At 51.4% G+C, this 24,386-nt stretch carries 20 protein-coding genes and 1 riboswitch; of the genes, 10 read left to right on the top strand and 10 right to left on the bottom strand.

Annotation, left to right across the window (positions count from 1 at the left end; genetic code table 11):
• Window positions 1–972: 972 nt before the first annotated feature.
• On the top strand, window positions 973–1,128 hold the full coding sequence (locus EPA93_RS48545; RefSeq protein ID WP_165423362.1) for a hypothetical protein: 156 nt from the start codon (window positions 973–975) through the stop codon (window positions 1,126–1,128).
• Window positions 1,121–1,315: a hypothetical protein gene (locus EPA93_RS24360; RefSeq protein ID WP_129889998.1), complete on the top strand. Its 195-nt coding sequence runs from the start codon at window positions 1,121–1,123 to the stop codon at window positions 1,313–1,315. The genes EPA93_RS48545 and EPA93_RS24360 overlap by 8 nt, the downstream gene beginning before the upstream one ends.
• A 67-nt stretch (window positions 1,316–1,382) precedes the next feature.
• On the opposite strand, the gene EPA93_RS24355 is transcribed toward EPA93_RS24360, so the two are convergent.
• Window positions 1,383–4,022: a helix-turn-helix domain-containing protein gene (locus EPA93_RS24355; protein ID WP_129889997.1), complete on the bottom strand. Its 2,640-nt coding sequence runs from the start codon at window positions 4,020–4,022 to the stop codon at window positions 1,383–1,385.
• Between the two features lie 262 nt (window positions 4,023–4,284).
• On the opposite strand from EPA93_RS24355, the gene EPA93_RS24350 reads away from it, so the two are divergent.
• From EPA93_RS24350 to EPA93_RS24340, 3 genes are all read left to right on the top strand, one after another.
• Window positions 4,285–4,884, top strand: coding sequence for a hypothetical protein (locus EPA93_RS24350; protein WP_129889996.1), 600 nt, complete (start codon window positions 4,285–4,287; stop codon window positions 4,882–4,884).
• A 27-nt stretch (window positions 4,885–4,911) separates the two neighbouring features.
• The gene (locus EPA93_RS24345) at window positions 4,912–5,409 is read left to right on the top strand and encodes a hypothetical protein (RefSeq protein WP_129889995.1); all 498 of its coding nucleotides are present in this window, start codon (window positions 4,912–4,914) and stop codon (window positions 5,407–5,409) included.
• Between the two features lie 536 nt (window positions 5,410–5,945).
• Complete coding sequence (locus EPA93_RS24340; protein ID WP_129889994.1) at window positions 5,946–7,079, top strand: DUF7779 domain-containing protein; 1,134 nt, start codon at window positions 5,946–5,948, stop codon at window positions 7,077–7,079.
• A 340-nt stretch (window positions 7,080–7,419) separates the two neighbouring features.
• Here EPA93_RS24340 and EPA93_RS24335 read toward each other — a convergent pair whose 3' ends face one another.
• On the bottom strand, window positions 7,420–8,088 hold the full coding sequence (locus EPA93_RS24335) for an HAD family hydrolase (RefSeq protein ID WP_165423361.1): 669 nt from the start codon (window positions 8,086–8,088) through the stop codon (window positions 7,420–7,422).
• Between the two features lie 106 nt (window positions 8,089–8,194).
• Here EPA93_RS24335 and EPA93_RS24330 point away from each other — a divergent pair, with 106 nt between their 5' ends.
• Window positions 8,195–8,620, top strand: a complete 426-nt coding sequence (locus EPA93_RS24330) for a bleomycin resistance protein (protein WP_129889992.1) — start codon at window positions 8,195–8,197, stop codon at window positions 8,618–8,620.
• Window positions 8,621–8,806: 186 nt separating this feature from the next.
• On the opposite strand, the gene EPA93_RS24325 is transcribed toward EPA93_RS24330, so the two are convergent.
• Window positions 8,807–9,700 (bottom strand): SDR family NAD(P)-dependent oxidoreductase, encoded by an 894-nt coding sequence (locus tag EPA93_RS24325; protein WP_129889991.1) that lies wholly within the window; start codon window positions 9,698–9,700, stop codon window positions 8,807–8,809.
• A 252-nt stretch (window positions 9,701–9,952) separates the two neighbouring features.
• Here EPA93_RS24325 and EPA93_RS24320 point away from each other — a divergent pair, with 252 nt between their 5' ends.
• Entirely contained in the window at window positions 9,953–10,522 is a 570-nt protein-coding gene (locus EPA93_RS24320; RefSeq protein WP_129889990.1) for a TetR/AcrR family transcriptional regulator, read from the top strand.
• Window positions 10,523–10,606: 84 nt separating this feature from the next.
• Here the strand turns inward: EPA93_RS24320 and EPA93_RS24315 are convergent, their stop codons facing one another.
• Window positions 10,607–11,467 carry a class I SAM-dependent methyltransferase gene (locus tag EPA93_RS24315; RefSeq protein ID WP_129889989.1) on the bottom strand — a complete coding sequence of 287 codons (861 nt, stop codon included), beginning with the start codon at window positions 11,465–11,467 and terminating at the stop codon, window positions 10,607–10,609.
• Between the two features lie 514 nt (window positions 11,468–11,981).
• On the opposite strand from EPA93_RS24315, the gene EPA93_RS24310 reads away from it, so the two are divergent.
• Entirely contained in the window at window positions 11,982–13,295 is a 1,314-nt protein-coding gene (locus tag EPA93_RS24310; protein WP_207229652.1) for a nickel pincer cofactor-dependent isomerase, group 22, read from the top strand.
• A 73-nt stretch (window positions 13,296–13,368) separates the two neighbouring features.
• On the opposite strand, the gene EPA93_RS24305 is transcribed toward EPA93_RS24310, so the two are convergent.
• Together EPA93_RS24305 and EPA93_RS24300 are read right to left on the bottom strand one after the other, a co-directional pair.
• Window positions 13,369–14,247 carry a hypothetical protein gene (locus EPA93_RS24305; protein ID WP_165423360.1) on the bottom strand — a complete coding sequence of 293 codons (879 nt, stop codon included), beginning with the start codon at window positions 14,245–14,247 and terminating at the stop codon, window positions 13,369–13,371.
• 571 nt (window positions 14,248–14,818) lie between these two features.
• On the bottom strand, window positions 14,819–15,700 hold the full coding sequence (locus EPA93_RS24300; protein ID WP_207229651.1) for a DUF1206 domain-containing protein: 882 nt from the start codon (window positions 15,698–15,700) through the stop codon (window positions 14,819–14,821).
• A 230-nt stretch (window positions 15,701–15,930) separates the two neighbouring features.
• Window positions 15,931–16,056, top strand: a riboswitch (cobalamin riboswitch).
• Between the two features lie 421 nt (window positions 16,057–16,477).
• Between EPA93_RS24300 and EPA93_RS24295 the strand changes: the two genes are divergently transcribed.
• A complete protein-coding gene (locus EPA93_RS24295; protein ID WP_422877895.1) occupies window positions 16,478–18,910 on the top strand; it encodes a ribonucleoside-diphosphate reductase subunit alpha in 2,433 nt (810 codons plus the stop codon).
• 40 nt (window positions 18,911–18,950) lie between these two features.
• Window positions 18,951–19,985 (top strand): ribonucleotide-diphosphate reductase subunit beta, encoded by a 1,035-nt coding sequence (locus tag EPA93_RS24290; protein ID WP_129889986.1) that lies wholly within the window; start codon window positions 18,951–18,953, stop codon window positions 19,983–19,985.
• Window positions 19,986–20,136: 151 nt separating this feature from the next.
• On the opposite strand, the gene EPA93_RS24285 is transcribed toward EPA93_RS24290, so the two are convergent.
• The 4 genes from EPA93_RS24285 to EPA93_RS24270 all read right to left on the bottom strand — a co-directional run bounded on the left by EPA93_RS24285 (window position 20,137) and on the right by EPA93_RS24270 (window position 24,112).
• Window positions 20,137–20,544 (bottom strand): FixH family protein, encoded by a 408-nt coding sequence (locus EPA93_RS24285; protein ID WP_129889985.1) that lies wholly within the window; start codon window positions 20,542–20,544, stop codon window positions 20,137–20,139.
• A 304-nt stretch (window positions 20,545–20,848) separates the two neighbouring features.
• Entirely contained in the window at window positions 20,849–21,190 is a 342-nt protein-coding gene (locus EPA93_RS24280) for a hypothetical protein (RefSeq protein ID WP_129889984.1), read from the bottom strand.
• A gap of 634 nt (window positions 21,191–21,824) precedes the next feature.
• A complete protein-coding gene (locus tag EPA93_RS51045) occupies window positions 21,825–22,364 on the bottom strand; it encodes a MauE/DoxX family redox-associated membrane protein (protein ID WP_129889983.1) in 540 nt (179 codons plus the stop codon).
• Window positions 22,365–22,924: 560 nt separating this feature from the next.
• On the bottom strand, window positions 22,925–24,112 hold the full coding sequence (locus tag EPA93_RS24270) for a diphosphate--fructose-6-phosphate 1-phosphotransferase (protein ID WP_129889982.1): 1,188 nt from the start codon (window positions 24,110–24,112) through the stop codon (window positions 22,925–22,927).
• Window positions 24,113–24,386 lie beyond the last annotated feature (274 nt).

Here is a 24,386-nt window from a genome sequence, read left to right as displayed (position 1 = left end):
CTAGCCGACCTGCTAAACATGCAGATCTAAAAATTATCTTATACTATCTTTTCTGTGTACCGGTATGAAAAGGTATAAGACAAAAAGGCTTTTCAAGATTCTTTTGCGAGGACTGAAAAGCGCTTAAAAAGACATCGCGATGTTTCAATGGATGCTTGGTTAGTGCGCGGAGGCAGGCGGTCGGTGATGGAGTGCCTACCCACTACCAGAACGGCCCTTGCCGAGGCGAGAAGGGACTGATTGACGAGTAGCAGTATGGCGAGAAGTGATATACTCTGGCTTAGCTGGTCGATCGGTCCGGTATAAGACAAAGACGGGCAAAAGGGCGTCGGTAATCTCGAAATATGCAAATATTGCAAAGCACGGAACCCCGCCCGCACACGGTAACATTCAAGGCTCCATGTCTGGCGAAATGCGCGAGTGGCATGGATGGGAAACATAATTCTAGCCTGGGTGGGCATTCAGGCAACGGCACCGAGCGAGGGGCAAAGTGCCGAGAACTGGAACTGATAGCAAAGAAAGCGGCAAGCATGCCGACGAGACTGGGCATATGTGAGGGAATCTGGCACGATCGCGCGCATTGCTCTGTTTGAGCAGGCACATTCCATACGGGCGAACTATCTGCGATCAGGCGAGATTTGTAAGTCCAATACTCAACTATACTTGCTATCAACTGGATGCCCGGGCAAGGCCTTGAGGCTATGAGATGCTTCAAGGTTGGCAGGACGCAAGCAGTGTTAAGATATTTTCGGAGCGCGGGGAGCGCTGAGCCATGGCCGGTAGGAGGGCCGAGCATGGCGAGATGGGCGTAGCACATTTCTAATTAAGAGCGTACTCACCGGCTGCCATCCCTAAATAGAGATGAGCAGCGATCAGGAGACGGATCTCCAGCAAATCTGACCAATGGCCTCTCCGCATGAGAGAGAGCGTAAGATATTTGCTCTTTGATGCTGGCATAGAGAGGCTTGAGAAGTGCCGGGGATAGGTTTGCGCCATATGGCACGGGCGGCGCAGACTGGCCGGCGCGCCGAGACGCTCTTAGTGAAATGGCCTGGAGGCTATGCCCACCGATTGACCGGCGTGGCTCTGCTCACCGGCTCCGAAGGAAGGAAAGATAAGGATGTTTAAGCGCTATATTCGTTGGATTCTACCGTTGCTGGCTCTCACCTTACTCGTGGCATTTCTAGTTATCTCTAATGGTCTGGGAGCTCACGCCGCGCCGGCACACCATAATTCGCACCATGCAGTTACAACCGACGCCACAATAACGCCGCTACCTGCTAACACGTTGACACCAGACTTTTGGCATGACTGAGGCGCAAAGCAGATAATAGTACCGGCTTCGTAGAGTAGGCAGGCTTTAAACTACTCTACGAAACCTCTTATGCTTGTATACTGTTTAGCCACTCTCTAACTTCTTGGGCGCTATGATGTCCTATTGATGTCAATGCATCCGCACTTGCTCTACCAAGTTTATGTGCTTCTTGCAAATCGCCTCTTGCCGCTGCTATTCGGGCTAAACCATAGTTTGCGAGAGAAAGCAGCTCTTGATCTCCTTCACTGACTAACGTCTTCATCTCAAGAAAATTCTCTTCTGCTAATTCTAGTTGAGCTTGATCGAGGTGAAGTTTGCCATATTCGTTTAATGTAGAGCAAGTAATCCTTGGCCTCCCAAGGCGTCGCGCTAACAATAAACTTTCTTGCAAATAGGTTTCCGCTTGCTTATGGTGCCCTTGCTTATGAGTGACCATTCCCAGATTGAGTAGAGAGATACTGATCCACTCACGGTGTCCGATTTGGCGTGCGAGCAATAGACCTTCCTGAAAATATATCTCTGCCTGTGGATAGTTTTTCAGCTCATAGTATGCTTCGCCAAGATTGCCCAGCAAAATACAGATACGTTCGCGATGGCCAATCTGGCGAGCGAGCTCTAATCCTTCTTGGAAATATATCTCTGCTTGTGCAAATTTTCCTTGTTCTCCTATAGTTGCACCGAGATTGCTGAGAAGAATACATGCCAGCTCCCGGTCTCCAATCTGACGTGCAAAAGTGAGCCCTTCCTGCAAGTAGGCTTCTGATTGGGCATAATCTCCTCGATTAGCCGCAACCGAACCAAGGATTCTTAGCAGACCACAGATACGCTCTTTATCATTAAGCTCGTGAGCCAGGGTAAGCCCTTCTTGCAAATAAGCCTCAGCCTGTGTATATTCTCCGCGCTTCCATGTTAGCGAACCAATATCGGTTAGCAGTGTACAGATAAGCCCTTTATCATAGATCTTGCGAGCCAGAGTAAGGCCATCCTGGAAGCGGGTCTCGGCTCGCGCATAATCGCCCTGGCGCTGGATAACCTCGCCCTGGTACATCAGCAGGCTGGCCAGCCCGCGCTCATCATTAAGCACGCTGGCGGCCTCGTGGGCCAGTTGCAAGAAATGTTCGGCCTGGGGATAGAGCGCGCGCAGCAATAAAAATGGCGCGAAGCCTATCACGCCTCGCACCAGTTCGGACCGCTTTTCTAACGTGTGAGCGCTCTCTAGCGCGGCCAGAATAGTGTTGCTCTCCAATTCTAGCAGCTCGTAATCTTTACGGTGCTGCTCTACAAAGTTCGTCATATATTCGATCAAGCGGATCGGAGCTTGCGGATCGTTAAGATGGAGGCGCGCGTAGTCAGCAACGATCTGGTGGAGCGTATAGCGTCCTGTGCCATTGCTTTCTAACAGGCCCGAATCCGTGAGGACGTCGATAGCCTCTACCGGGCAACTGGCCACGGCCAGCGCAGCCTCCTCGGAGAAACTATTCGGCTTGGGGGGGAAGACGGCCAGCGCATACAAAGCCGCACGTGTCTGTTCGTCAAGTTGTTGATCTGTTACAGCCAGAACCGATTGCAAAGAGAGCTGCGTCTCGCCTGGCAAGCTTGGATGCAAATCTACAAGCGCGCGCGGCTCGCTAATGCTCAGGCGCTCGTGGGCATCGCTCAGGCGCTGTAGAGCCGTTGTAATGCGGCGCACCTGGCCGGTATAGGCCTGCTTACGCAGATAGTTGCCCATCAATGTAAGGGCCAGGGGTAGACCACCCACAGCCTGCACCAGCTCGCCAGCCCGCTGGCTCTCATGCTCCACAACGCCGGGAGCCAGCATACGCAGCAAAGCCATGCTCTCTTCTTCGTTCAGCTCGTGAATGATTGCCGCGCCGTCAACCGAGACGTAAGCGGCAATCGCCGGAAAGCGTGTAGTCACCAGGTGGGCACAGTTTGGGCCACCAACCTTAAAGGTAAGCGCATCCTCTACCTCCCAGGCATCATCGATGACCAGCAGCATATGCCGTTCGCCAATCGCATTGCGCAAGGCCTTCGTCCAGGCCTCATCGCTCTGATTCGCCTCAATCTCGCTTACCGAGATGCCCAGCAAGCTGCCCCAGCGGCGCAGCAGGCCAGAAATATTGGGCGTTGGACCCAGGCCCGCCCAGAGCACACCATCGCGAAACTGGACGCGTATCTCCTCATCATGGGCCAGCGCGATAGCCAGTGCCGTCTTGCCCACGCCGGGCAGCCCATTGAGAGCCGTCAGCGCCACACTACCTCCAGCGCGCAAGCGAGCCCTGAGCTGAGATAGATCTGTATCGCGTCCAACCAGGCGAATTTCCGGGCGCAAGGGAATGGCCGGATCATAAATAGGCTTTGGCAGAGCATAGCCAGGTGTCTCGGTGGGCGTGCTACGGGCCTCTGGAGTGCTGGCGACGGCGGCCTGTGATGCGCCCGCAGCCGGCTCGGCCGTCCTCTCCGGCTCCTCCTCGCCCTCATTACCCTGTGTGATATGCAGATCCAGCTCTTCCTCAGTCTTGCCGAACAGCTTGCTCAGCTTACGCCGAAAAAAAGGACTGGGCCTGGTGATGCCACGTTCCCAGCGGCTGATATTGACGTGCGTCGTTTCAATCAGATCTGCAAGCTCCTTCTGCGACCACCCACGATTTTTCCGCGCCTCGGTCAAGCGTAAACGCGGCTGATCGGTAGTCTTTGAAGTGCGCATCGTCCTTATCCTTCCCGTTAAGGCGTTTGCAAAATTGGAAGCGAGAGAGCCGATAAGCAAAAAAGCTAGTTACAGCTCAAATCTTCCCATCGCGCAGAAAAATGATAAATCTGTATAAGAAAATGATATCACAAGTTCTTTTCTCTGTATATGGTTATTAGGCATAATTAAGGTAGGAATGAACCCGATATTTAGTGTACACAGTAGGTACAGGATGACCAATCTTTCCTACATAAAATGCAGAAAGGAGTACGCAGGACAGATGAAGCAAGAGCCGATAACTGACATCAGCACAATTCTGAGCGAGCCCGCGGATGAAATAGAGCTTGATAGCATCAGTAATCGAAATTCTGTCAGCGAGCAGAAGCGCGAGCTAAGGGAGCGAAAAATGCGTACTGCCAGGCTGCGAAAAACATCGGGTCAGTTGCCCCGGCGACAGACCGCCCAGTTGACGAAGATGCGCCGGCAGACAATGCCTTTATCGGCTCAGACCACAGGCGTGCGGTACGTAAACCAGGACCCCTGCATTGCTACCATTCCCTTCTCTGAGCACGATACTGAGCCCTTGACTGCCGCCCTGCGCAGACGCGAGAAGATACTCTATTATCAATTGCCAGTAACGGAAGAGCCAACCTTGCCCGCGCTTGAAACGGTCTCGGCCTCGTCCGCTGACCTGGCCAGTGCCATTCGGCGAGAGTACCACTGGGACCCGGTACTGTTTATCCTCTTTGGGCTACTTATCCTGGGTATCCTGGGTGGGATAGGCTTTGGCTATCTGCTCTCCCTTTATCATATGCCTTTACCTGCATTTTCAGGAATTCATACGGAATCGTCAATCATAGACCGTCTTTTTATGTTGTAGGTAAGCCTGGGTTAAGGAGCAATTACCGTGCAAAAACTCTATCTACGAGAATCAAGAACTCTTACACTTCCTTTAAAGCAAGATGATGAAAATATTCTGCACTTTTCTCTACAAGGTGCTTTGCCTGAGGGACATACATTGGCTGTCAATATTCCCTTTGGGACCTGCTCTTATCTGGCCTCTGATAACGGGCGCCCCTTATTGTTGATGCAAGAGCAGTTCACTGGTAGCGAGATGAGTGTATTGTTACCTTTATTAGAATCATTTCCATATTATTGCCCTTATGAAGTCATGTTTGCGCGCTTCTATAATGGGAATGTCTCGGAGCGTGTGGTTGAGCGTTGTCGTCGCCATCTACAAGAGGCCCAGGAAGCAGGCCTGTGGGATCAAGAAATGCGGCCCGTGCGTAGCGCACTCTCGCGCACGCGTATCAAGCTGCGGCCCTTCGGGATCGACGTCTCCTCGATTCTGGCTACAGGCTACATCCTGATGTTGGCGGCTATACCGGCAGGAGTAAATGATTAAGGATAAGTAAGATAAACTCTTTTGCCCCTTTTTGTCGTGACGGATTTCCCGGACGTATGCTCCAGCGTTCGGGAATTCCGTGTCTTAGTTTTGCTCAAGGTGATACACAAGACTCTATGGACGGACGTTACTGCTCTTCGACATTGGTAGTAGAACTTTACCTTTTTTCTGTTTAGCTCTAGCAGATCTCCTCTGCCAGGTAAATCTATACCATTTCATCACCATAGGAATTAAAATACTAGTAAATGGTACGTCTAAACAATATATATCTACCTGCAAGTTGTTCATCGCCAACGCCAATGTGAGAAATAGAGGGCTAGGAGTAATTGCTAGGCCGCCACGCGCAGCTAGATCGTGGCGTGCGCCAATACCTCTCTCCCGGCGAGGGTTGCCTGACGTTGGTGTTGCCCCTGGACCCTGAAGAGGGTTACACTGTTTGGTATAGATCTGCTTGCTATTCTTCTTTTTGAAAAAAATTGATCTCTTGGTCGGGTCAGAGGATAGAATCCTGAAAGTGATGGTTTATTGGAGGCAGAATGGTCAACAACATGGCGGATATGCAACATTCCGCTCCCCTCTGGAATGTGCCCTATCGGCGCACCCCGTTCTTCACTGGCCGTGAAGACTTGTTGGCGCAACTGGAAGAAGAAATTGCAACCTGGAACTCTGTAGCTCTGAAACAGCCTTACACTTGCGCTAGCCTGGGAGGAATAGGCAAGACGCAGCTAGCCGTAGAATATGCTTACCGCTCCCGGCCCCTCTATCAAGCCATTTTCTGGGTGCGGGCCTCTTCGCGTGAGAAGCTGGTGGCTGATTTTGTCAAGCTAGCCAGGCTGTTAGCCCTGCCAGACCATGATAGCACAGATCAGCAAAGTGTCGTGGTGGCCGTGCAGCGCTGGTTTACTCAGAATCGCAGCTGGCTGCTGATTCTTGACGAGGCCGATGATCTCACCTTGTTGACTGACTTTCTGCCAACGGGCGGCGACGGCCACCTCTTGATTACCACGCGTGCATCCGCGACCAGCAAGATTGCTCCGTTTGTTACAGTTGATAAAATGAACCAGGACGAGGGAAGCTTGTTCCTGCTGCGCCGGGCCGGTTTGCTTGCTCCCGGACGTTCCCTGAGCACCGTCAAGCCTGCTGTGCGCACGAGTGCCAGGCTCATTGTCCAGGTCCTTGAAGGCCTACCACTGGCGCTAGCCCTGGCTGGCGGCTTTCTGGCTATGACAAAACGCAGCCTTGCCGAATACCTGGAGCTCTTCAGGCAGCAGCGAACAGCTTTAGTGGCCCAGCAGAACAATGCTATCCCTGCCTATTCTGCGGCTGTAGCCTGCGCCTGCATGATCAGCCTGCGGCAGATCGAGAGCATCAGGCCGCAGGCGGTGGACCTGTTGCGCCTGGCTGCTTTTCTTGACGCGGATGCTATCCCGCAGGCGTCGCTAATCCAGCAGAATCAAGTAGCCTGCCCTATTCAGGCCGCAGCTGATTCATCCCAGAGGCAACAAGCGCTGCAGAGCTTGCTTGACTATGGCTTACTGCTTCCGGGTGCTGCAGAGGGCGTCCTGATCTTCCATCGTCTGTTGCAGGCTGTCCTCAAGGCTGATATGGATGGCGCACTTCAGCAACGCTGGGCCGTGCGGGCGGCGCAACTGATGCCGCCTGCACCCTAGCAGATGTGCGCAAGCGATTTGGATATATAAGTATACTGAAAAGAGAAGGGATAAGACTTCTTCAAACAGTTCGGGGGGACTGAAAGTAAAAACTGATTATGGTAGTTTGTAGAAGCTATCAACCATCCCTTTGTGTGTGAGCATCTCTTTCGCAGGTGGTTAACAAATGTCTGCGACTGGAGGAGGGCCGCAGTAATACGGCAAGCGCAAGCACTTGTCTGATACAAAAGAGCATGCTAGCCAAACTCCATAATCAGTTTCTAGTATAGAAACGCCAATTGCCGCCAAAATTAGTGGTTAATTTAGCGAATATTCTCACACCTTCTATTATGGCCTGCCATCAGATCCTACCCTTGAAGAGATCTAGCAATTCCACCGGCTGCTTCAGGGCATAATCGGGTTGCTCAGCGAGAACGCTTTGCGCCGGAAATATACCACCCCAGAGCCCACCTACTGCCAGCATCCCCGCCGCTTTGGCCGCGATCACGTCGCCTGGATAGTCACCAACATAGGCCAGTTCCTGGGCGGAAATGCCAAGCCGCTCGGCCCCCTTAAGCAAGGGCGCGGGATGGGGTTTACGCTCAGCCGTATCCTCTGACGTCACAATAATATCCACAAGTCCTGTCAGTTCATGATGGGTCATATCGGCACTCATGCGCGGCTTCGTTGTATTGGTCACCACGCCCAGCGCGTAGCCGCGTTTGCGCAGCTCTTGCAGCGTTGCGTGCATACCATCGAAGACACGCCCGTGCTTATATCCTTCGTCCCGGTAGTACTGGATGTAGCTTTCAGTAACCGCCGCCGCGTGCTCCCCTGCATAGCGTGCGCTCGTCTCTGTCAGGCGCTGCGGAATGATACGCCGATATTCCTCCTCATCGCGCGGAAAGAAGATCCCCACATGCTGCCTGTAGGCGTAACGCAGGGAAATAAGCATGGACTGAAACGAGTCAACAATAGTGCCATCCCAGTCGAACAAGATACCTTTAAGATTGTCTACGGTTTTTTGCACGTTGATAAGTTCCTCTTCAATGCTATGCTTGGCGACATCTCTGCGCAGGATCGCTCAGACCCTATCCCTCTTATCTTATCTCATGGATACATGTTATCATAGGTTCATGGAGAGTATTTCAAATGCCCTTGTGCCAGAATTGAGTATCACCGATTTTGCCAGAAGCCTGGATTTCTATGTGCGAATCTTAGGTTTTGTGCTGGTCTACCAGCGTGAGGAAGAGAGTTTTGCCTATTTGAGCTTAGGACAGGCTCAGCTCATGATCGATCAGATTGGCAAAGGAAGGACCTGGAAAACCGCCGCGCTAGAATATCCTCTAGGTAGAGGCGTCAACTTTCAGATTGCTGTAGAGCGGATTGATCCACTTTTAGAAAGATTGCAGCAAAATAATATCGAGCTTTTTTTGCCAGTCGAGGAAAAATGGTATCGAAAAAACAATGTAGAGGTAGGGAATAGACAATTCTTAGTGCAAGATCCTGATGGGTATTTGCTTAGATTTACTGAAGATCTTGGGGTTAGATCTCTTAAATGAGGTGCATGAGGATAACGCTGCAGTAAGTTTGAACCTTGCCAGGTTTAAGGAACAGATCAAGTCTGTTTCGCTAGTCCCTGGCCTTATTCAGATGAAGAGCAACAAGAATCCTTCACCGTCGCCCTGATCCTATCAAGCAAGCGTTAACCCCCCTCTTATTTTTGCATATTTTTGACGCTCTTACTCTCACCAGCTCGGACTTTCGGGTCCCAAACCAGCTAGCTCGGTGCTCACGTCCCAGACTTTTTGTGCCGTGGCCTGATCGTAGGAGGCCGGCGACGAGGCCACTATCCGGCAACGGGAATCTACATACTTGCCGGTAAACTTCTCGGCCTCTTGTGAGGATGCCAGGTAGATAGAGCTTTTGGCTGCGCGCTTCGAGGTGAAAACGCGTGAGCCGATAAAAATCTTTAAGCGGCCGCTCAGGCTTCCGGCGTCAAGGGCTTTTTTGGCTAGATCCGTATCGGAAGCAATCCCAGGATCGGCAGCATTGATATGAATAGGTCTATTATTGAGCCGCCGCGCCAATTCGTAGGAAGTGAGCAGATTGGCAAGCTTTGCCTGGGCATAGGCACGCAGCTCATCGTAGTTCTGCCTTGACTGAAGGTCAGCAAAGTTGATGTGCGCAGAGCGATGGGTGTAGGAACTGACATTGACGATGCGTGCTGGCGCATTGGCCTCAAGCAGAGGAAGCAAGAGGTTCGTCAGGAGGAAAGGGGAAAGGTGGTTTATCGCCAGGCTGGCTTCTAAGCCCTCGGCAGTTTCCTCGCGTTGTGCATAGCGCGCCCCGATATTGTTCACGAGAACATGCAAGCGGGAATACTGTGTGCTAATATACTCGGCCAGGCGGCGCACCTCGGCCAGCTCCGCGAGATCTGCTTTGATAAAAGTGCAGGCAGTATTGCCCGTGAGTTGCTGGATGCGCGCGATTGCGCTGGCCCCACGATCTGCCCGACGACCAACCACGATTACCTTTGCGCCAAGGGCTGCCAGACCATATGCCGTTTGATACCCGATACCTCCAGTTCCCCCGGTCACCAGAACCGTCTTTTCTCGCATATCCCAGCTAGTGCTCATCATATGTGAAACTCCTTTTTTCCTCGCCGCAGAGGAGAGATGATGCGGGCAAGTTTAACGTGAAACCCTCTTTTCTCTCGTCTGTACAGAAGTGATATACTTATTTGACAATCTCATCACTACTGAACATCTTGTTCAGCAACTTTGCTAGTTCAGCCTATCACTAATGGAGGAAAGAATTCAAGCAAAATGCGGTTGCGCAAGTTTTCTCGAACAAAATCGTAAAAATGTTCATTATTGAACAGGGAGGAAACGATGGAGGACCAGCCATTAGATCGGCGTGTTCAGCGCACGCGCCAATTGCTTCGTGATGCGTTGTTTGAATTGGTCCTCGAACGTGGCTATGAGGGCATTGCCGTAGGAGACATTACCGAGCGCGCCAATCTGGGACGAACTACCTTTTACCTGCATTATCGGGACAAAGAAGAGCTATTGAAGGCAAGTATCAAAGCACTTATGCAGGAATTGCAACATGCCGTGGCCCCGCGCGCCGAGGAAACGTGCTCCTATCTCATGCAGAGCACACGGATTTTTCAGCATGTCGCGCGGCAGCAACAGTTGTATCGAGCGCTCTTAAGCGAAAGTGGACCCGCCCACGTTGGAGATCTGATAAGGAACTATTTCGCGCGACTATATCAACAATACATTTTTGAGGTGCTCAATCCCGCGGGTAACGCGCCCTGGTCGGAGGAACTTGTGGCCGCCCACGCTGCCGGCTCTTTGTTCGGCCTGATCTCCTGGTGGCTCAACCATGAAAGCTCGCTCTCGGCCGAAGAAATGGGGGAGATATACTGCCAGTTGCTGGGTATTGCCAGAGAAGAATGACGGTGAAGGGCTTATGCGGCCCTTCACCATCCCAGCGAAATTGTCTCACTGAGCGTGGCCCGCTTTACATCTCCTCACGTCGCGCTAGGCCTTCGTGCCCCAGGCGCTGATAGGTAGCAACAAGCCGCGGAAGTCGGCCTTCTGCATCTCAAGCGTCATGCGTTTATAGATCTTATCTAGCTCCTCCTGCGTCGCGATCTGCATCTTCACCACCGTTGGCTGAAATAATTTAAAGGCAACCGCAGCATCGCGGCGAAAGATTTCGTAGAGCTCGGTTCCGGCCGAGAAGTCGATCACATAGGGAACTTGCGTGATATCAGTGCAGCCGGCTTCTCGTAAGAAGCGGCCGAGCAGGGGCAAAACTCCCGTGAAATACCCGGTACGTGAGCGTTTGTACTGCTTTTTAAGCGCCTGAATTACCAGCGCATTAAGACTTTCCAGCGCGGGACTATTAGTAAAATACCACCACTCGCTCTCCGTTAAACGAATAATCCCGCCGGGCCTGGTAATGCGTCCAAGCTCATGCATGAGCCTGGTCCAGGACTGAGCGGGAAGGAAATTCAGGAAGCGCGCATTGACCAGATCAAACGTATGGTTGGGAAAATCCAGATGCTGTTGTAGATCCATGACGAGGAAATGCGCATTGCGTAAGCCCTGGCTGCGAGCCTGAGCGCGCGCAAAATTGATGAGCACACGGCTGGTATCGAAACCGACAGCCTCGATGCGCGGGTAAGCCTGTGCTACTTCATGTACCCATCTGCCACATCCGCATGCTACATCAAGCACGCGCTGCACTCGCGAGGGATCAAGCTGCGCCGGTAGCACGCCTGTGCCCTTAGTGAGTAGATGGTCCTGAGCAAAGGGACGTGGGAGCTCGCCACTTGCTCTCGCAGAAACATACACAGATTTGAACCCGTGTCCGGGCGGATCAACTGATGTTGTCATTCGGACTCCTTATCTTCTTTACATGCCGCATAGTTCCTTACTACCAAATGTGATGAGGAGACGCTTGCCGTGCCACGTGAGTGGATATGTTCGGTTGTGATTTGTCCTGGTTAGCAGCCAGGCTTTGTCCCATGAGGCTTAGAGGCGCTTGTCCTTTTGCGACGCACAAGCGGAAACTGAAACCAGGAGCTTGTAGATACAGCCTCCTCCGCCACTTTACCCCATAATTGAGGCTATCGTTGCCTCTGCTGTACATTGTAAGATAGCAACCAAGCGTATTTATGTATGCTAAGATAGCAACCGGCAAATTTTATGTATATCTACCCTTCAAAGAGGTGCAGCGCTGGCGATTGCCGATATAAAAATATCCTTGCAGGCTTGTAAAGTGCCGCTGACCGCTTGCCCGGCATAAGATTGTATACTATTAGATGGGTGGTAAGGGGGCGGGCCAGATGGCCCAGATCTGGTTGCGCGCTATTCCTGGAGAATATACTTTTGCAAGAGGAGCTAACTTATGCATATCGGTTTTGAGATGCCAGAAGGCATATTACATCAACTGCTTGATCCTGTAGCTATTCCTGAGATGGCGCGCGTACGCAATGTTGCGCCGACCGCAGCTCCTATTGAAGATATCGGTGCCGCCGTCCATGAACAAATGTTGCGGAGCAACGTAGGGGTGCGCTTCCAGCCGGGCCAACGGGTTGCCATTGGCGTCGGGAGTCGTGGTATCGGCAAGCTCGCGGAGATTGTCGCGGCCCTGGTCAGTGAGCTGCGCGCCCTGGGAGCCGAGCCCTTTATCTTTCCGGCCATGGGCAGTCATGGTGGCGCTACCGCCGAGGGCCAGCGTGAAGTTCTGACCCATCTGGGCATCACTCCTGAGCGTGTAGGCGCCCCTATCGAATCGCAGATGGAGACCGTGGAGGTTGGCAAGGCTGCGGATGGAACCTCTGTACGCCTGGATCGCCTGGCCCTTGCCGCCGATGGGATCGTATTTGTTGGACGCATCAAGCCGCATACAGCCTTTCGGGGCACCTATGAGAGCGGCCTGGCCAAGATGATCGCCATCGGCCTGGGCAAACAGGAAGGAGCAGCGGCCTGCCATGCCAGAGGCTTTGGCGAGATGGCTCGTATGGTGCCTCTGCTGGCTCAAGTTGCCCTGGCCAAAGCCCCGATCCGCTTCGGTCTGGCCGTGCTGGAAAATGCTCATGATCAGCCCTACAAGCTCCTTGTCGTTCCGGCTGAGCAAATTATGGAGCGCGAGCCCGCCTTGCTCGAAGAGGCCAAACAGGCCATGCCGCGCATCGCCTTTAAGCACTTTGATGTCCTGGTCATTGACGAGATTGGCAAGAACATCAGCGGCGATGGTGCCGATCCGAACATCACCGGGCGCTATCCCACGCCCCACGCCAGCGGTGGTCCCGAGGTGAACAAACAGGTAGTTCTCGACCTGTGTGATGCCTCCGATGGCAACGCCAACGGCATCGGCACTGCAGACTTTACCACCGTGCGCCTGGCGCACAAGATGGATCTGGGCCGCACCTATCCCAACGCCCTGACCTCCACAGTGCCGCGCCCCGTTGCGCTCCCTATGGTCCTGCCGTCTGATCGCCTGGCTATCGCCGCTGGCCTGCTCACCTGCCATGCCGTAGGTAGAGAGCCCCGCCTGGTAAGGATCAAGAATACTCTCAGCCTTGACGAGTATTGGATCTCGCGCAGCCTCCTGGCCGAAGCTGAGCAAGAAGCAACCCTGAGCGTCATCTCCCAGCCGCAACCCATGGCCTTTGATCAGGCTGGCAACCTGCAGGATCTACAGGCCAAGATCCGTTAGCCTGTTGTGATCAATGCAGGCCAAAGGCTCCAACAAGGAGCCTTGCCCAGGAGGTGTGAGCGTGTTCTTGCGCTTAGACTAGCTTTGTAGGCCGAAGCCCTGAAACTCTAAACTGAATATATCCGCTATTGAAGGAGCTGATGAGGAACAGGAGAAACTCAAACAGCATGTGTACTAGCATTGCTACAAACAAGCCATACTGAAACATGAGTAAAAACAGATAAAGCTTGACGGGCCAGAAGACAAGCCAGGACGCATATAGCCGGCCATATACCCTGGGCAGTGCATTCCCAGAGACCAGGATAACCGCCATACCTACAAGCCAGCCCCAGCCGTTATGGAAGAGGATGCTATGCAAGCTACCAAAGGTTACAAAGTCGATGATGGGGCCGAGAATATGCAGGTAGAGCCAGGCTAACAGACCGCTGAGCAGGAAATTGAGCGCGCTGAGCAAGACTATTATCACCGGCAGCGTCATCCAGCGGTAAATGATCTCTTCGCCAATACCTAGCCAGAGAATTTGCCCGAGACCAAGCATAGGCGAAGGCTCTTCGCCAGGAAGGACAATTCTCGCAAAGCCCTCGTTATCTACGATCAAAAGCTGCTGACCTGTGTATCTATCAAGGCCTATTCTATAGATGGGAGTTGGCCCGAGTTTCGAAATCATAATAATAAATGCAGGTATGCCCCAGGCAAAGATAGGCCAGGAACTCGCAAGAACTTGTGGAAATGTGCCGTGCCAGAACCAGTAGCCGAAGATGTTAAATGGCACTAGCGAACGCCAGAAGATGAGTACGGGAAGAAATGATAAGGCTACGAGGAACACACGTTTGCTGAACATAAACCATAGACAGCCGGCTCTGAAGGATATATCCTGCTTTCTAAGTAGAATGAAGCAATAAATAAAGCAATAAATGAGGAATAAGCCAAGGATGAACAAGACAACTTGCATGCCTATAGTCCCTTTCATGCGCGAACGAGGCGCGATAATTTGGCTTGAGCGTTGTTGTAATGGCTCTCTTTTGCTGTTGTGAAGGGTTGTTCTAAAAGCGCCTGCCTGAACCAGTTTGTTCAAACAAGGTAGCGTTGCGGCGATACTAAGTGGGTGACGTGGCATAGCTGCTGAGCCTTGCCTGCTCGCGTTGTTCGATCTAACTGCATTTCTATCCCCCAGATTAGGAAATGCTTGCCTGGTTGGTAGAACTTCTGGCGCCACTAAGTATGTGAGTATGGGTAAAAGAAGAATATGTATAAAGCAGAGAGAAAACTTGTATCCATTATACCATGGTAAAGCAGCCTTGTCACGTATTACGGCAATAAATTTGCTAGCCTCTCCTGCACGTTCGGCGCTGAGAGAGCTGGAGCGAGCGTAATAGGCTTTCCGGCTGAATATGCCGCGTAGACCGGCTCTCGTCCAGTGGGGAAAGAGAAACGCGGGAGCCAAGTCCGACCCAAAGCGGCGAGAGCCTATTGCCGTTGATGGGCCGGCCGGCTGAGTATAACTCGAACCAGGCTCCATTCGCTTATATAGCCTGGCCCAGGCGCCGGTAGCGCGCCTCGACCAGCGAATACGCTCCATAGGCCATCAAGCCTAGCGCCACTATGCCCAACACAACTGCTCCGAAGGGCTGATGCGCCAGCTCCTGCAGGGCACTGTCCAATCCCTTGGCTTGCCCAGGATTATGCTGCAATGCCGCGATAATCAAAAACAGCCCGATGATGGCGAAGACAACGCCATGGGCTGCGTTGCCAAAGCGCCCCAAAAAGATTGCGCTTTTTCTCACCTTGTCGTCAACGCTGGCAAGATTCAACTGGCGTTTGAACTGGGCCTTGTAGGCTCTGAAGAACATAAACCCGGCCAGGCCCAGGATAAACAGGCCGATCAGCACGACAAGGGCAACGCCAAAGGGCTTATCAAGCAAGAGCGCTGTCCAGCTCTGTGTAGAAGCTGTTGAGCCTTTGGCGTCGTTGTGGCCAGATAGAACCAGCTGGAGCGCGCCAAAGGCCAGGGCGGCATAGGAGATGCCCACGCCCGCGAAGCCTATACGCGCAAAGATGCCTTTCATATCGCTGCCCTTGTTGTCGGCATCGAAGATCGCTTGGATAAAGCTCCACAGAGCAAAGCCGATCAAGCCAAGCGTAACGATGGCCAGCAGGATTTGTCCAAAGGGTTGTGTGTAGAGCGTGTGTAATGCGCCCTGGCGATCAGTTGTGCTGCCACCCTGGCCTATCGCGAGCTGTATGGCCAGAAAGCCAATCAGGATGTACACCACACCCTTGGCCGCGTAGCCCATACGAGCAAGGCGTAGCAGCCAGGTATTCGTAGTTGCTGTATGTTCAACCTTACGCCCCGCCGTTTTTACTTGATCTTGTACGTTTTCGGGAATATGAGAGTGGGAATTCACGCCTATTTCCTTTCAGCATATTTGTAAAAGCATATAAATTTATTGCTAAGTGCTACTAGAAAATGTCTATAAGTTTCTGCTATTGGCAAAGATTTTTTCACCTTTAATACTCTTTGTATTACGGAAGATGAGCCTGAGATGGATACGCCGATGCTGCGTTGCTGAGTAGCTCTGTTTCTTGACATTTGCTGCGGGCTGTGGTAGCTTGCATACGGAAAATTACGTAAGCAGTTATGGGGATGGCTGCGTCAGCGCGACGTAGCTAAAGAATGGGGAAATCCGGTGCAAGTCCGGTGCTGTCGCGCAGCGGTGAGGTAGCCAACCTGCCAAGCCCGAATACCCAGATATGAGAATCCTGAGTGCCAGTGCCCTTCGCGTCAAAGGGTCAGGTATGAGGTAGCGTCGTTAAGGCCAGCGGGCCGTTAACCAACGCTTCAACAAGCCTGACTTGATCCTGCCAGGGGGCAGGATTTTTTATGCCCAAAGTCCCCTCAATCCTCGCTGGAAGCAATGGGAGCCAGAAGCTATACCCTTGACTATAGGGCTTATCAATCAATATATTGATTAGAAATATAGCTATGACACAATATATTGGGGTAAAGGGATTGAAATTACCAGCTTTTGCCTGTATACTAGATAGCGAGTGAAAAACAACACTACTTTGCTTTAAGAGACAAAGTAGCAATAGATAACTTTTAACAATTTTCAGGATTAGAGGAATATTTAGAGATGTTGCAACAAAAAGAGCCTGCGGTAGGACTTGTTCAAGACGATGCGGTGTATGTAGCAACGCGCTCTCAAGAGCTAAGTAAGGGCGAAAACATCAGGCACATTCTAGACGAAGTGTGCCGCGATTGCGGAGCGGATATCGATGCAGCTCGCCTGCTAAAAGAGGTCAAGTCAAGCATTTATAGCGGCTTATCCGATGCCGAGTGCTGGCAAGCCATGATCATGGCGGCGCGCTCACTTATCGAGCTGGAGCCGGAATATACCTTTGTCGCAGCGCGCCTCTTACTGATCTCGCTCTACAAAGAAGCGCTACGGGCAAACTATCCACAGGACATGCGTTTGTCTAGTCTCAGCAGCGTCTACAAGCAGCAGTGGTCACGTTACTTTGAGCAAGGTATAGCGGCAGGCCTGCTAGACGAGCGGCTCCTCTCTTATGACCTTTCCGTCCTGGTCCAGGCCATCAGACCCGAGCGCGATTTGCTCTTCAGCTATCCCGGCCTGCAGACGCTCTATGATCGCTATCTTCTGCAGAGCGATGGGCAGCGCATAGAACTGCCTCAGCTTCTTTGGATGCGTGTAGCGATGGGGCTTGCCCTCAACGAAGAGCACAAAGAGGCGCGAGCCATCGAGTTCTACGAGACTATTTCCCAATTTTATTTCACCCCGGCGACGCCGACCCTCTTCAACGCAGGAACGTGCCATCCGCAGCTCTCTTCCTGCTATCTCACCACGATTCAGGACGACCTGCAGCACATCTTCAAGTCTTTTCAGGATAACGCCCAGCTCTCCAAGTGGGCAGGTGGTCTTGGCAACGACTGGACGAATGTGCGCGCTCTAGGCGCCCATATCCGGGGTACAAACGGCAAGAGCCAGGGCGTCGTACCCTTCCTGAAGGTTGCCAACGATACAGCTGTCGCCGTAAACCAGGGTGGCAAGCGTAAAGGTGCGGTTTGTGCCTATCTGGAAAACTGGCATCTGGATATAGAAGACTTCCTGGATCTGCGCAAGAATACCGGTGACGATCGCCGGCGCACCCATGATATGAACACAGGCTGCTGGATCTCCGACCTGTTTATGCAGCGTGTGCAGCGAGGCGAAAGCTGGACCCTCTTCAGTCCCAACGATGTTGCCGATCTGCATGATCTCTATGGAGAAGCCTTTGCCCGCCGCTACTGCGAATATGAGCGCCTGGCCGACGAGGGCAAGCTCAAGCTCTTCAAGCGCATGCCAGCCGTTGAGCTCTGGCGCAAGATGCTTACGCGCCTCTTCGAGACCGGCCATCCCTGGCTCACCTGGAAAGATCCCTCGAACGTGCGCTCGCCCCAGGATCACAAGGGTGTCGTGCATAGCAGCAATCTTTGTACCGAGATCCTGCTCAATACCTCGGCCGAAGAGACTGCCGTCTGTAACCTTGGCTCGATCAATCTCTCGGCGCATATTGCCGATGGTGCAACTGATCTGCAGCGCCTGCAAAAGACCGTGAGCACGGCAGTGCGCATGCTTGATAACGTCATCGACATTAACTTCTATCCCACGCCAGAAGCGCGTAACGCCAATGCCCGCCATCGTCCCGTGGGTCTAGGCATGATGGGCTTCCAGGACGCCCTCTATAAGCTTGGCATGAGCTATGCCAGCGAGCAGGCTGTAGAGTTTGCCGATCGCAGCATGGAAGCGATAGCCTATTATGCCATCCTGGCCTCAACCCAATTAGCCGCCGAGCGGGGGACCTATAGCAGCTACGAGGGCTCCAAGTGGCAGCGCGGCCTTCTTCCTCTTGATAGCATCGAACTGTTGCAGGCCGAGCGCGGCGAAGCCGTCGAGATGGATCGCTCAAGTACCCTTGATTGGGATGTCGTGCGCGCCCAAGTGCGTCAGCATGGCATGCGCAACAGCAATGTGATGGCCATCGCCCCGACCGCAACCATTGCCACGATTGCCGGCGTCAGCCAGTCGATAGAGCCAACCTACAAGAACTTGCACGTAAGAAGTAACCTCTCAGGCGAGTTCATCACGATCAATACCTTCCTGGTTCAGGATTTGAAGCAGGCCGGACTCTGGGGGCCTGATCTGCTTGAGGCCCTTAAGTACTACGATGGCTCGCTACAGGATATTCCCGGGCTGCCCGAGCCCTTGAAACAGCGCTACCTGACAGCTTTTGAGATGGAACCCTCCTGGCTGATCGAGAGCGCGAGCCGTCGCCAGAAATGGATCGATATGGGGCAGTCGCTCAATCTCTATCTCAGTGAGCCTAGCGGAAAAAAGCTGCACGAGACCTACATGCTCGCCTGGAAAAAAGGCCTTAAGACCACCTATTATCTGCGCACATTAGCGGCTACCCAGGTCGAGAAGTCCACTGTGGATATCAATCGCTGGGGCATTCAGCCGCGCTGGATGAAGAATGCCAGCCCATCGAGTGAGGTCCAGGTTGCGCGCGAAGTGTTGGCCTGTAACCTTGGTGAAGATTGTGAAGCATGTCAGTAAGGCTTGAGCGAGACAGCAAAGGGAAAGAAGAGAAATAAGGATGAACCTTGAATTTGAAGAAGCGCAGACGCCGGGGGCACAAAAGAGACTCATCAACGGCTCGTCGGTCGATGTCAATCAGCTAATGCCCTTAAAGTATAAATGGGCCTGGGAGCACTATCTCAATGGCTGCGCCAATCATTGGATGCCCACCGAAGTGCCAATGGCCAGGGATATCGAGATCTGGCGTTCAAGCACGCTAAGCGCCAATGAGCGCCTGGTCATCATGCGCAACCTTGGCTTTTTTGCCACCGCTGAGAGCCTGGTGGGCAACAACCTTGTGCTCTCCATCTTTAAGCAGATAACCAATGCCGAGTGCCGTCAGTATCTGCTACGCCAGGCCTTTGAGGAGGCCGTGCATACGCACGCCTTCCTCTACATCGTTGAGAGCCTGGGGCTCAATGAGCGCGAAGTCTTTGGGATGTACCACGATATCCCCGCCATTGCGCGCAAAGACGACTTTGAGATGAAGCTCACCTCAGCTCTGCTTGATCCCAACTTTTCCACGGAGACCCCCGAGGGAATTCAGACCTTCCTCAAAAATCTGATCGGCTACTACGTCATCATGGAAGGCATCTTTTTCTATAGCGGCTTTGTGATGATGCTCTCCTTCCATCGACGCAACCTCATGACCGGTGTTGGTGAGCAATTCCAGTATATCTTGCGCGACGAGACCATTCATCTGAACTTTGGTATTGATCTGATCAATGGGATCAAGGCCGAGAATCCAGATGTTTGGACGCCAACTTTCAAGCAGCATATCAGCGAGCTGATCAAGGAAGCTGTAGAGCTGGAGATTGCCTATGCTCAAGATTGCTTGCCGCAGGGAATATTGGGCTTGAACGCCGAGGCCTTTCGCCACTACGTTCAGCATATTGCCGACCGGCGCCTGGAGCGCATCGGCTTGCCCGCACTCTACCATGCTTCCCATCCCTTCCCCTGGATGAGCGAGACCATGGACCTGAGCAAAGAAAAGAACTTCTTTGAGACCCGTGTCACCGAGTATAAATCGGCCGCGACCCTGCAATGGGACTAGGCTATCAATAAACAGATTGAGGCTGCCCATTGCATGGAGTGAGGTGTAGCGCGAGACCGGCTAAACGTGGTCTTGCCTGCACCTCCTGTTTGTGGAATGCATAGAGCAAAGTATCTGGCTGCCTGGCAGGTAGAGTGGTCTGGAATTGATATTAGACGACCTGCACAAAGATTGTCTGGTGTAGAGGCTCAAAGCCATGCGCGTGGACAGTAATCGTCAGCGACCAGGGACCCGACATCGAAGGGCGGAATAGCGTTTCGTAGCTTCCGTCGCCCTTAGGCATAAGCGGCTGCAAATTTTCTCCCATATCCATATTCGTCATGTTCGTACTTACCATGGCCTGGGCTTGCTGGATGGGTAAGCCTTGCGTATCGGTAAGATATACTTTGAGCCCTGTTGTTTCGTTAACCAGCGGCTGTTGTTGCTCTAAATGCACCTGCATGGAGGCCGGGGGATCGGTCTTCACGAGTACTGCCAGCGTTATTGTGATCGCGCAGGCGATAGCAAGAAGCAGCCAGAAAAAAGGGCGTACATGCAGGAACGTAGCTCCTTTTGTCACGTGTTTATGACCTCCTTTGTAGCATGAAATGGGAAGACTGATGTCATTAGAAGTATCCAGTGTGAGCAGAAAGAAATCAATAGGATAACTACCTATTTTTTACTGTAAGGTATAGACACATCTTTGAACTAGTTGCCCTCGATCCCTCAGGGGTCAGGGATAGGGACAAGTGTATTGGGCAAGTCTTTTTGTTCAGTTTTTTTGCTGAAGATTGCCTGTGAGAGGCTGATGTCTCTCAGTCTCTCACAAATATATGTTGTTAGCACTTTCTTCAGGTGCTTAGGGTCTGGCTAAGGGGCCTTGTTTACTTTTCAGAAGATGACGGATGAATCACTTCAAACGTCCACTCCATCATTAGATAGGTATCATCAGGTAAGTTTGCCCAGGGGCTAAGATCAAATAGGAAGTTCTCACCTTTAGCTAAAGGGTGGGATAAGGACCCTTGGAGCTGGTTATTCCAAAGCTGTTTATATTCGCCGATGGTCATGGGCCGTGGAAGCAGGACACCAGTTCGTGGATGTGTTTGATCAATCCAATCTTGAGGTGCTACATCATATACAGTTAGAAATAACTTAATCGGACGGTCTGTTTGTGCTTGAGAATCAAAGACACTAGAAGTTCCGAGGGTAAAATTTTGCTTGGGCATATCCATATCTCCTTGGCAAAAATTTAGGTAAATGCTGCAAAGCCATCACAGCTGTCTTAAGCCTTTTGAAGTTAAGCTGATCTGTAGTTAGCATGCATTTCCTGTATCGACGGGCGGGTTTTGATATGATGGACAGTTTTTCCATTACGGTCGTCAGAACAAAGTTCAAATTCCCATATTGTTTTTTGTCCTCTACAATACGGATCTGCACATACACTTTCCCAATGACAAGTGACTTGATCAGAATCTGCGCATGGAACATACGTAGGATTATACGCAAATGCATTATGTGGGTTTGCAAGATACGCTCCTGCCGGTATAAAGGCAAAGAGACCTGCTACGGTCTTTACCAGAGTACGCCGAGATAATCCGCTTATCCCGGGCTTATGTTGCTCATCTTTCATGTGGAACTTCCTTCCTTAGCAAAATATTGTCAAATTCTCCAAAGGACATCGTTAGAGCAGAAAGTGTAGCCGGAAAGGGTATTCAACAAAAGAGTAGATGCTACTGAGCTTATTTGCTTGCTAGGGATGTGTGTATAACCGTATCAGCAGCTGGTGCTTCAAGAGATTGCTCGGTCGTTTCATCTGCATCAAGTGTATTCCTCCTCTCTGAATACAGCAGAATAAGAAAGCTAATTACTTTGAGCTAGTAAAGCTTGTCGCCGCTTCCATATTTGGAACAAAAACCAAATATAAGATCCGATAAGCAGCCCAAACCCCATCAGGTAGCACTGCCATAGAGGGGATGGAGCAGTGTAGATGAGAAAGAGAAGGAAAGAGAGAGCTGCAATCTGTATGATGAGAGTCAGAGTGCTTTCCAACACATTTTGTTTGCGTGTAATCTCGCCATAACAGCCACAATTAGATTGCAGGTGACTTCTTCGGATTAATACAATCTTGCAAAGAAGAAATAAGAGAAAAATGAAGATTATACTCCACGTAACAATCAGCCTATAGAGTGGAAGAGGTACCAAGAGCGAAATTGCAAGAAAAATTTCAATCCAAGGAAATACTTTTCCTAGTGTGTTAGAGATCCATTTGGGAAATCTGTAATGATGTTGAAGGATATGGATAAAAGATGCATAGTTGTTTATTTTGATTAGTCCTGCGATTCCTAATGCTAATCCAAAGTAAACATCTATTAACAGGCAAACAATCTGTGAAAGCTGCATAATACACTTCCCTAATTTAATGATATAATAAGAGTATCATATGCTAAAATTAATGCCAAGGTTGAGAAGAATAAAAACGTTATATAGTAAATAAAAGAATTAACCATGCTAATATAGATTTATAGGTTGTAAGATGTAAGAAATATTTGTGATTAATTATATTGATATATGGGCTAGAATAATAAATGGGTGTGATAGGTTGGTAAAGACTTTTAACTATAAGCATATATTAGATTAATAAACATGCTCTATGCTAATATAGTTGCGTATGATACAGATAGGGCTCTATTGAACTGATTGCTATTATTATTAATAGCAAAGATCTGGCGTAGTGCTGGAAGGCGCGTCATCAATTTGGTTCTTGTGTTCAGATATTCCGCGGAAAGGGCGCGCTGTTGATTAGCCACCAGTCGTAACGCTTGGTGAGGCCATCAGATCTCGCATCGTGCTGATCAGGTAGAGAATACCAAAGAATGTGCAGAGGGCTAAGCATTTATTTTGATGGGCTTTCTGCTCTGGCTTTTTTCTTTGTGGAGTGTTGCCGCGTATAGTCTTCCAAACTAGCTGAGTTGAGGATAGTCGGGCAACGGGCTGCCTAGCAAAGGCTGGGCGTAGTCCTGGAAGGCGCGCGTCGTCATTTTTGTTGTTGTATCTAGATATTCAGCGGGAAGGGGGCGCTGCAGATTGGCTACTCTAGATAGCTCAACAGTTCCCAGGTGGCATTGATAAGGGACGTGCTTCTCACGGATGAGCGTAATCATCTTGTCGCTCTCGCCTTCTAACAATTGCTCTATAGCTTCCTTTCCGGCCAGCTGAGCTTCCTCGCGATCTATGCGTGAGATGCTACTCCATTGTAAATCTCCGTAGCTTTCGCTATGGGCGCGCACATGGAGTCGCTGCTTAATGATTTTGGCCAGTGTAGAGGCGGCTCCATAGAAGAGAGGATGGCCAAAGGCATCAGCTGCTGTGGGGTCCGTCTCGCCTACTGGCTGGCCCGCTGCATCGCGGAGTGCCTCCGAGGTCACCACAACCGCGTAGCCCAGACGGCGATAAATCTCTTCAAGTTGTTCTAAGAACTGCTCCTGCACAAAAGCTTGCTCCGGCACAAGCAGCATATGGGGCGGATCGCTAGCTTTGTGCTTGCCGAGCGTAGAGGCTGCCACCAGCCAGCCGGAATCGCGCCCCTGCGTCTCGATCACCTTTACCGCAGGCGCCAGCTCAGGTAGGGAGCGCATGTTAAGTGTTGAGTCTAGCACAGCCTGGGCGATAAAGCGCGCCGCGCTGCCATAGCCCAGGGTATGATCGGTGCAGGGCAAATCATTATCAATAGTCTTGGGAATGCTGACAGCCCCGAGCTCATAGCCGCTGTGTTGCGCTGCCTGAGCCAGGCGATGAACAGTGTCGGCCGAATCGTTTCCGCCAATATAAACAAGATAACGAATATGATAGCAGCGTAGGAGCTCAATCAGCCTGGCCTGATCATCTTCCGTAAGCTTGTAGCGACAAGAACCCAGGGCTGCCCCTGGCGTATAGAGCAAGCGGTGCCAGAGATCCGGTGGCTGTTTGCGTAGATCTAGAAGATCCTCCCTGAGGAAGCCCTCAATGCCATTGTGCATACCGTAAATCTCATCAATACGTGCATCAGCGCAAGCAGCTTCAAATGCTCCAACCACGCTTGCGTTAATGACCGCAGTTGCTCCGCCAGACTGGCCGATGAGCAGATTATTGTGCGCAGTTGTTGATGTCATCGTAGAACTCCACTTCTCTGATTGACTCAGGCAAAAATTTGACTTTAACTTCTTCTATCCTGAATATTGCCGTAGTTCTAGCGGGAGTATCTTGCTTCGTATGAGCTTTCCTGGGAGAATATACTCTTTTCTATAGAAGAGCTCTATCTTACCTCTTGTCGCTAAAAATATAGTAACATATTCTGATTGAGTTTGCTGCCGGGAGGCAGTAGGTAAGCCAGCCAGCTCAGTTTTCCACAAGGCTGGTTTACAGACAAGCTTGTGATCGAAGCTC

Source organism: Ktedonosporobacter rubrisoli (assembly GCF_004208415.1).
GTDB lineage: Bacteria > Chloroflexota > Ktedonobacteria > Ktedonobacterales > Ktedonobacteraceae > Ktedonosporobacter > Ktedonosporobacter rubrisoli.
The sequence above is the reverse complement of the archived record's forward strand: the minus strand, read 5'-3'. Positions and strand labels throughout refer to the sequence as shown.

Coding starts and splice junctions, on each gene's coding strand:
- EPA93_RS24360 (WP_129889998.1), top strand. CDS start 1,121: ATGTTTAAGCGCTATATTCGTTGGATTCTACCGTTGCTGGCTCTCACC.
- EPA93_RS24355 (WP_129889997.1), bottom strand. CDS start 4,022: ATGCGCACTTCAAAGACTACCGATCAGCCGCGTTTACGCTTGACCGAG.
- EPA93_RS24350 (WP_129889996.1), top strand. CDS start 4,285: ATGAAGCAAGAGCCGATAACTGACATCAGCACAATTCTGAGCGAGCCC.
- EPA93_RS24340 (WP_129889994.1), top strand. CDS start 5,946: ATGGTCAACAACATGGCGGATATGCAACATTCCGCTCCCCTCTGGAAT.
- EPA93_RS24330 (WP_129889992.1), top strand. CDS start 8,195: ATGGAGAGTATTTCAAATGCCCTTGTGCCAGAATTGAGTATCACCGAT.
- EPA93_RS24325 (WP_129889991.1), bottom strand. CDS start 9,700: ATGATGAGCACTAGCTGGGATATGCGAGAAAAGACGGTTCTGGTGACC.
- EPA93_RS24320 (WP_129889990.1), top strand. CDS start 9,953: ATGGAGGACCAGCCATTAGATCGGCGTGTTCAGCGCACGCGCCAATTG.
- EPA93_RS24315 (WP_129889989.1), bottom strand. CDS start 11,467: ATGACAACATCAGTTGATCCGCCCGGACACGGGTTCAAATCTGTGTAT.
- EPA93_RS24310 (WP_207229652.1), top strand. CDS start 11,982: ATGCATATCGGTTTTGAGATGCCAGAAGGCATATTACATCAACTGCTT.
- EPA93_RS24305 (WP_165423360.1), bottom strand. CDS start 14,247: ATGCAAGTTGTCTTGTTCATCCTTGGCTTATTCCTCATTTATTGCTTT.
- EPA93_RS24290 (WP_129889986.1), top strand. CDS start 18,951: ATGAACCTTGAATTTGAAGAAGCGCAGACGCCGGGGGCACAAAAGAGA.
- EPA93_RS24280 (WP_129889984.1), bottom strand. CDS start 21,190: ATGCCCAAGCAAAATTTTACCCTCGGAACTTCTAGTGTCTTTGATTCT.
- EPA93_RS51045 (WP_129889983.1), bottom strand. CDS start 22,364: ATGCAGCTTTCACAGATTGTTTGCCTGTTAATAGATGTTTACTTTGGA.
- EPA93_RS24270 (WP_129889982.1), bottom strand. CDS start 24,112: ATGACATCAACAACTGCGCACAATAATCTGCTCATCGGCCAGTCTGGC.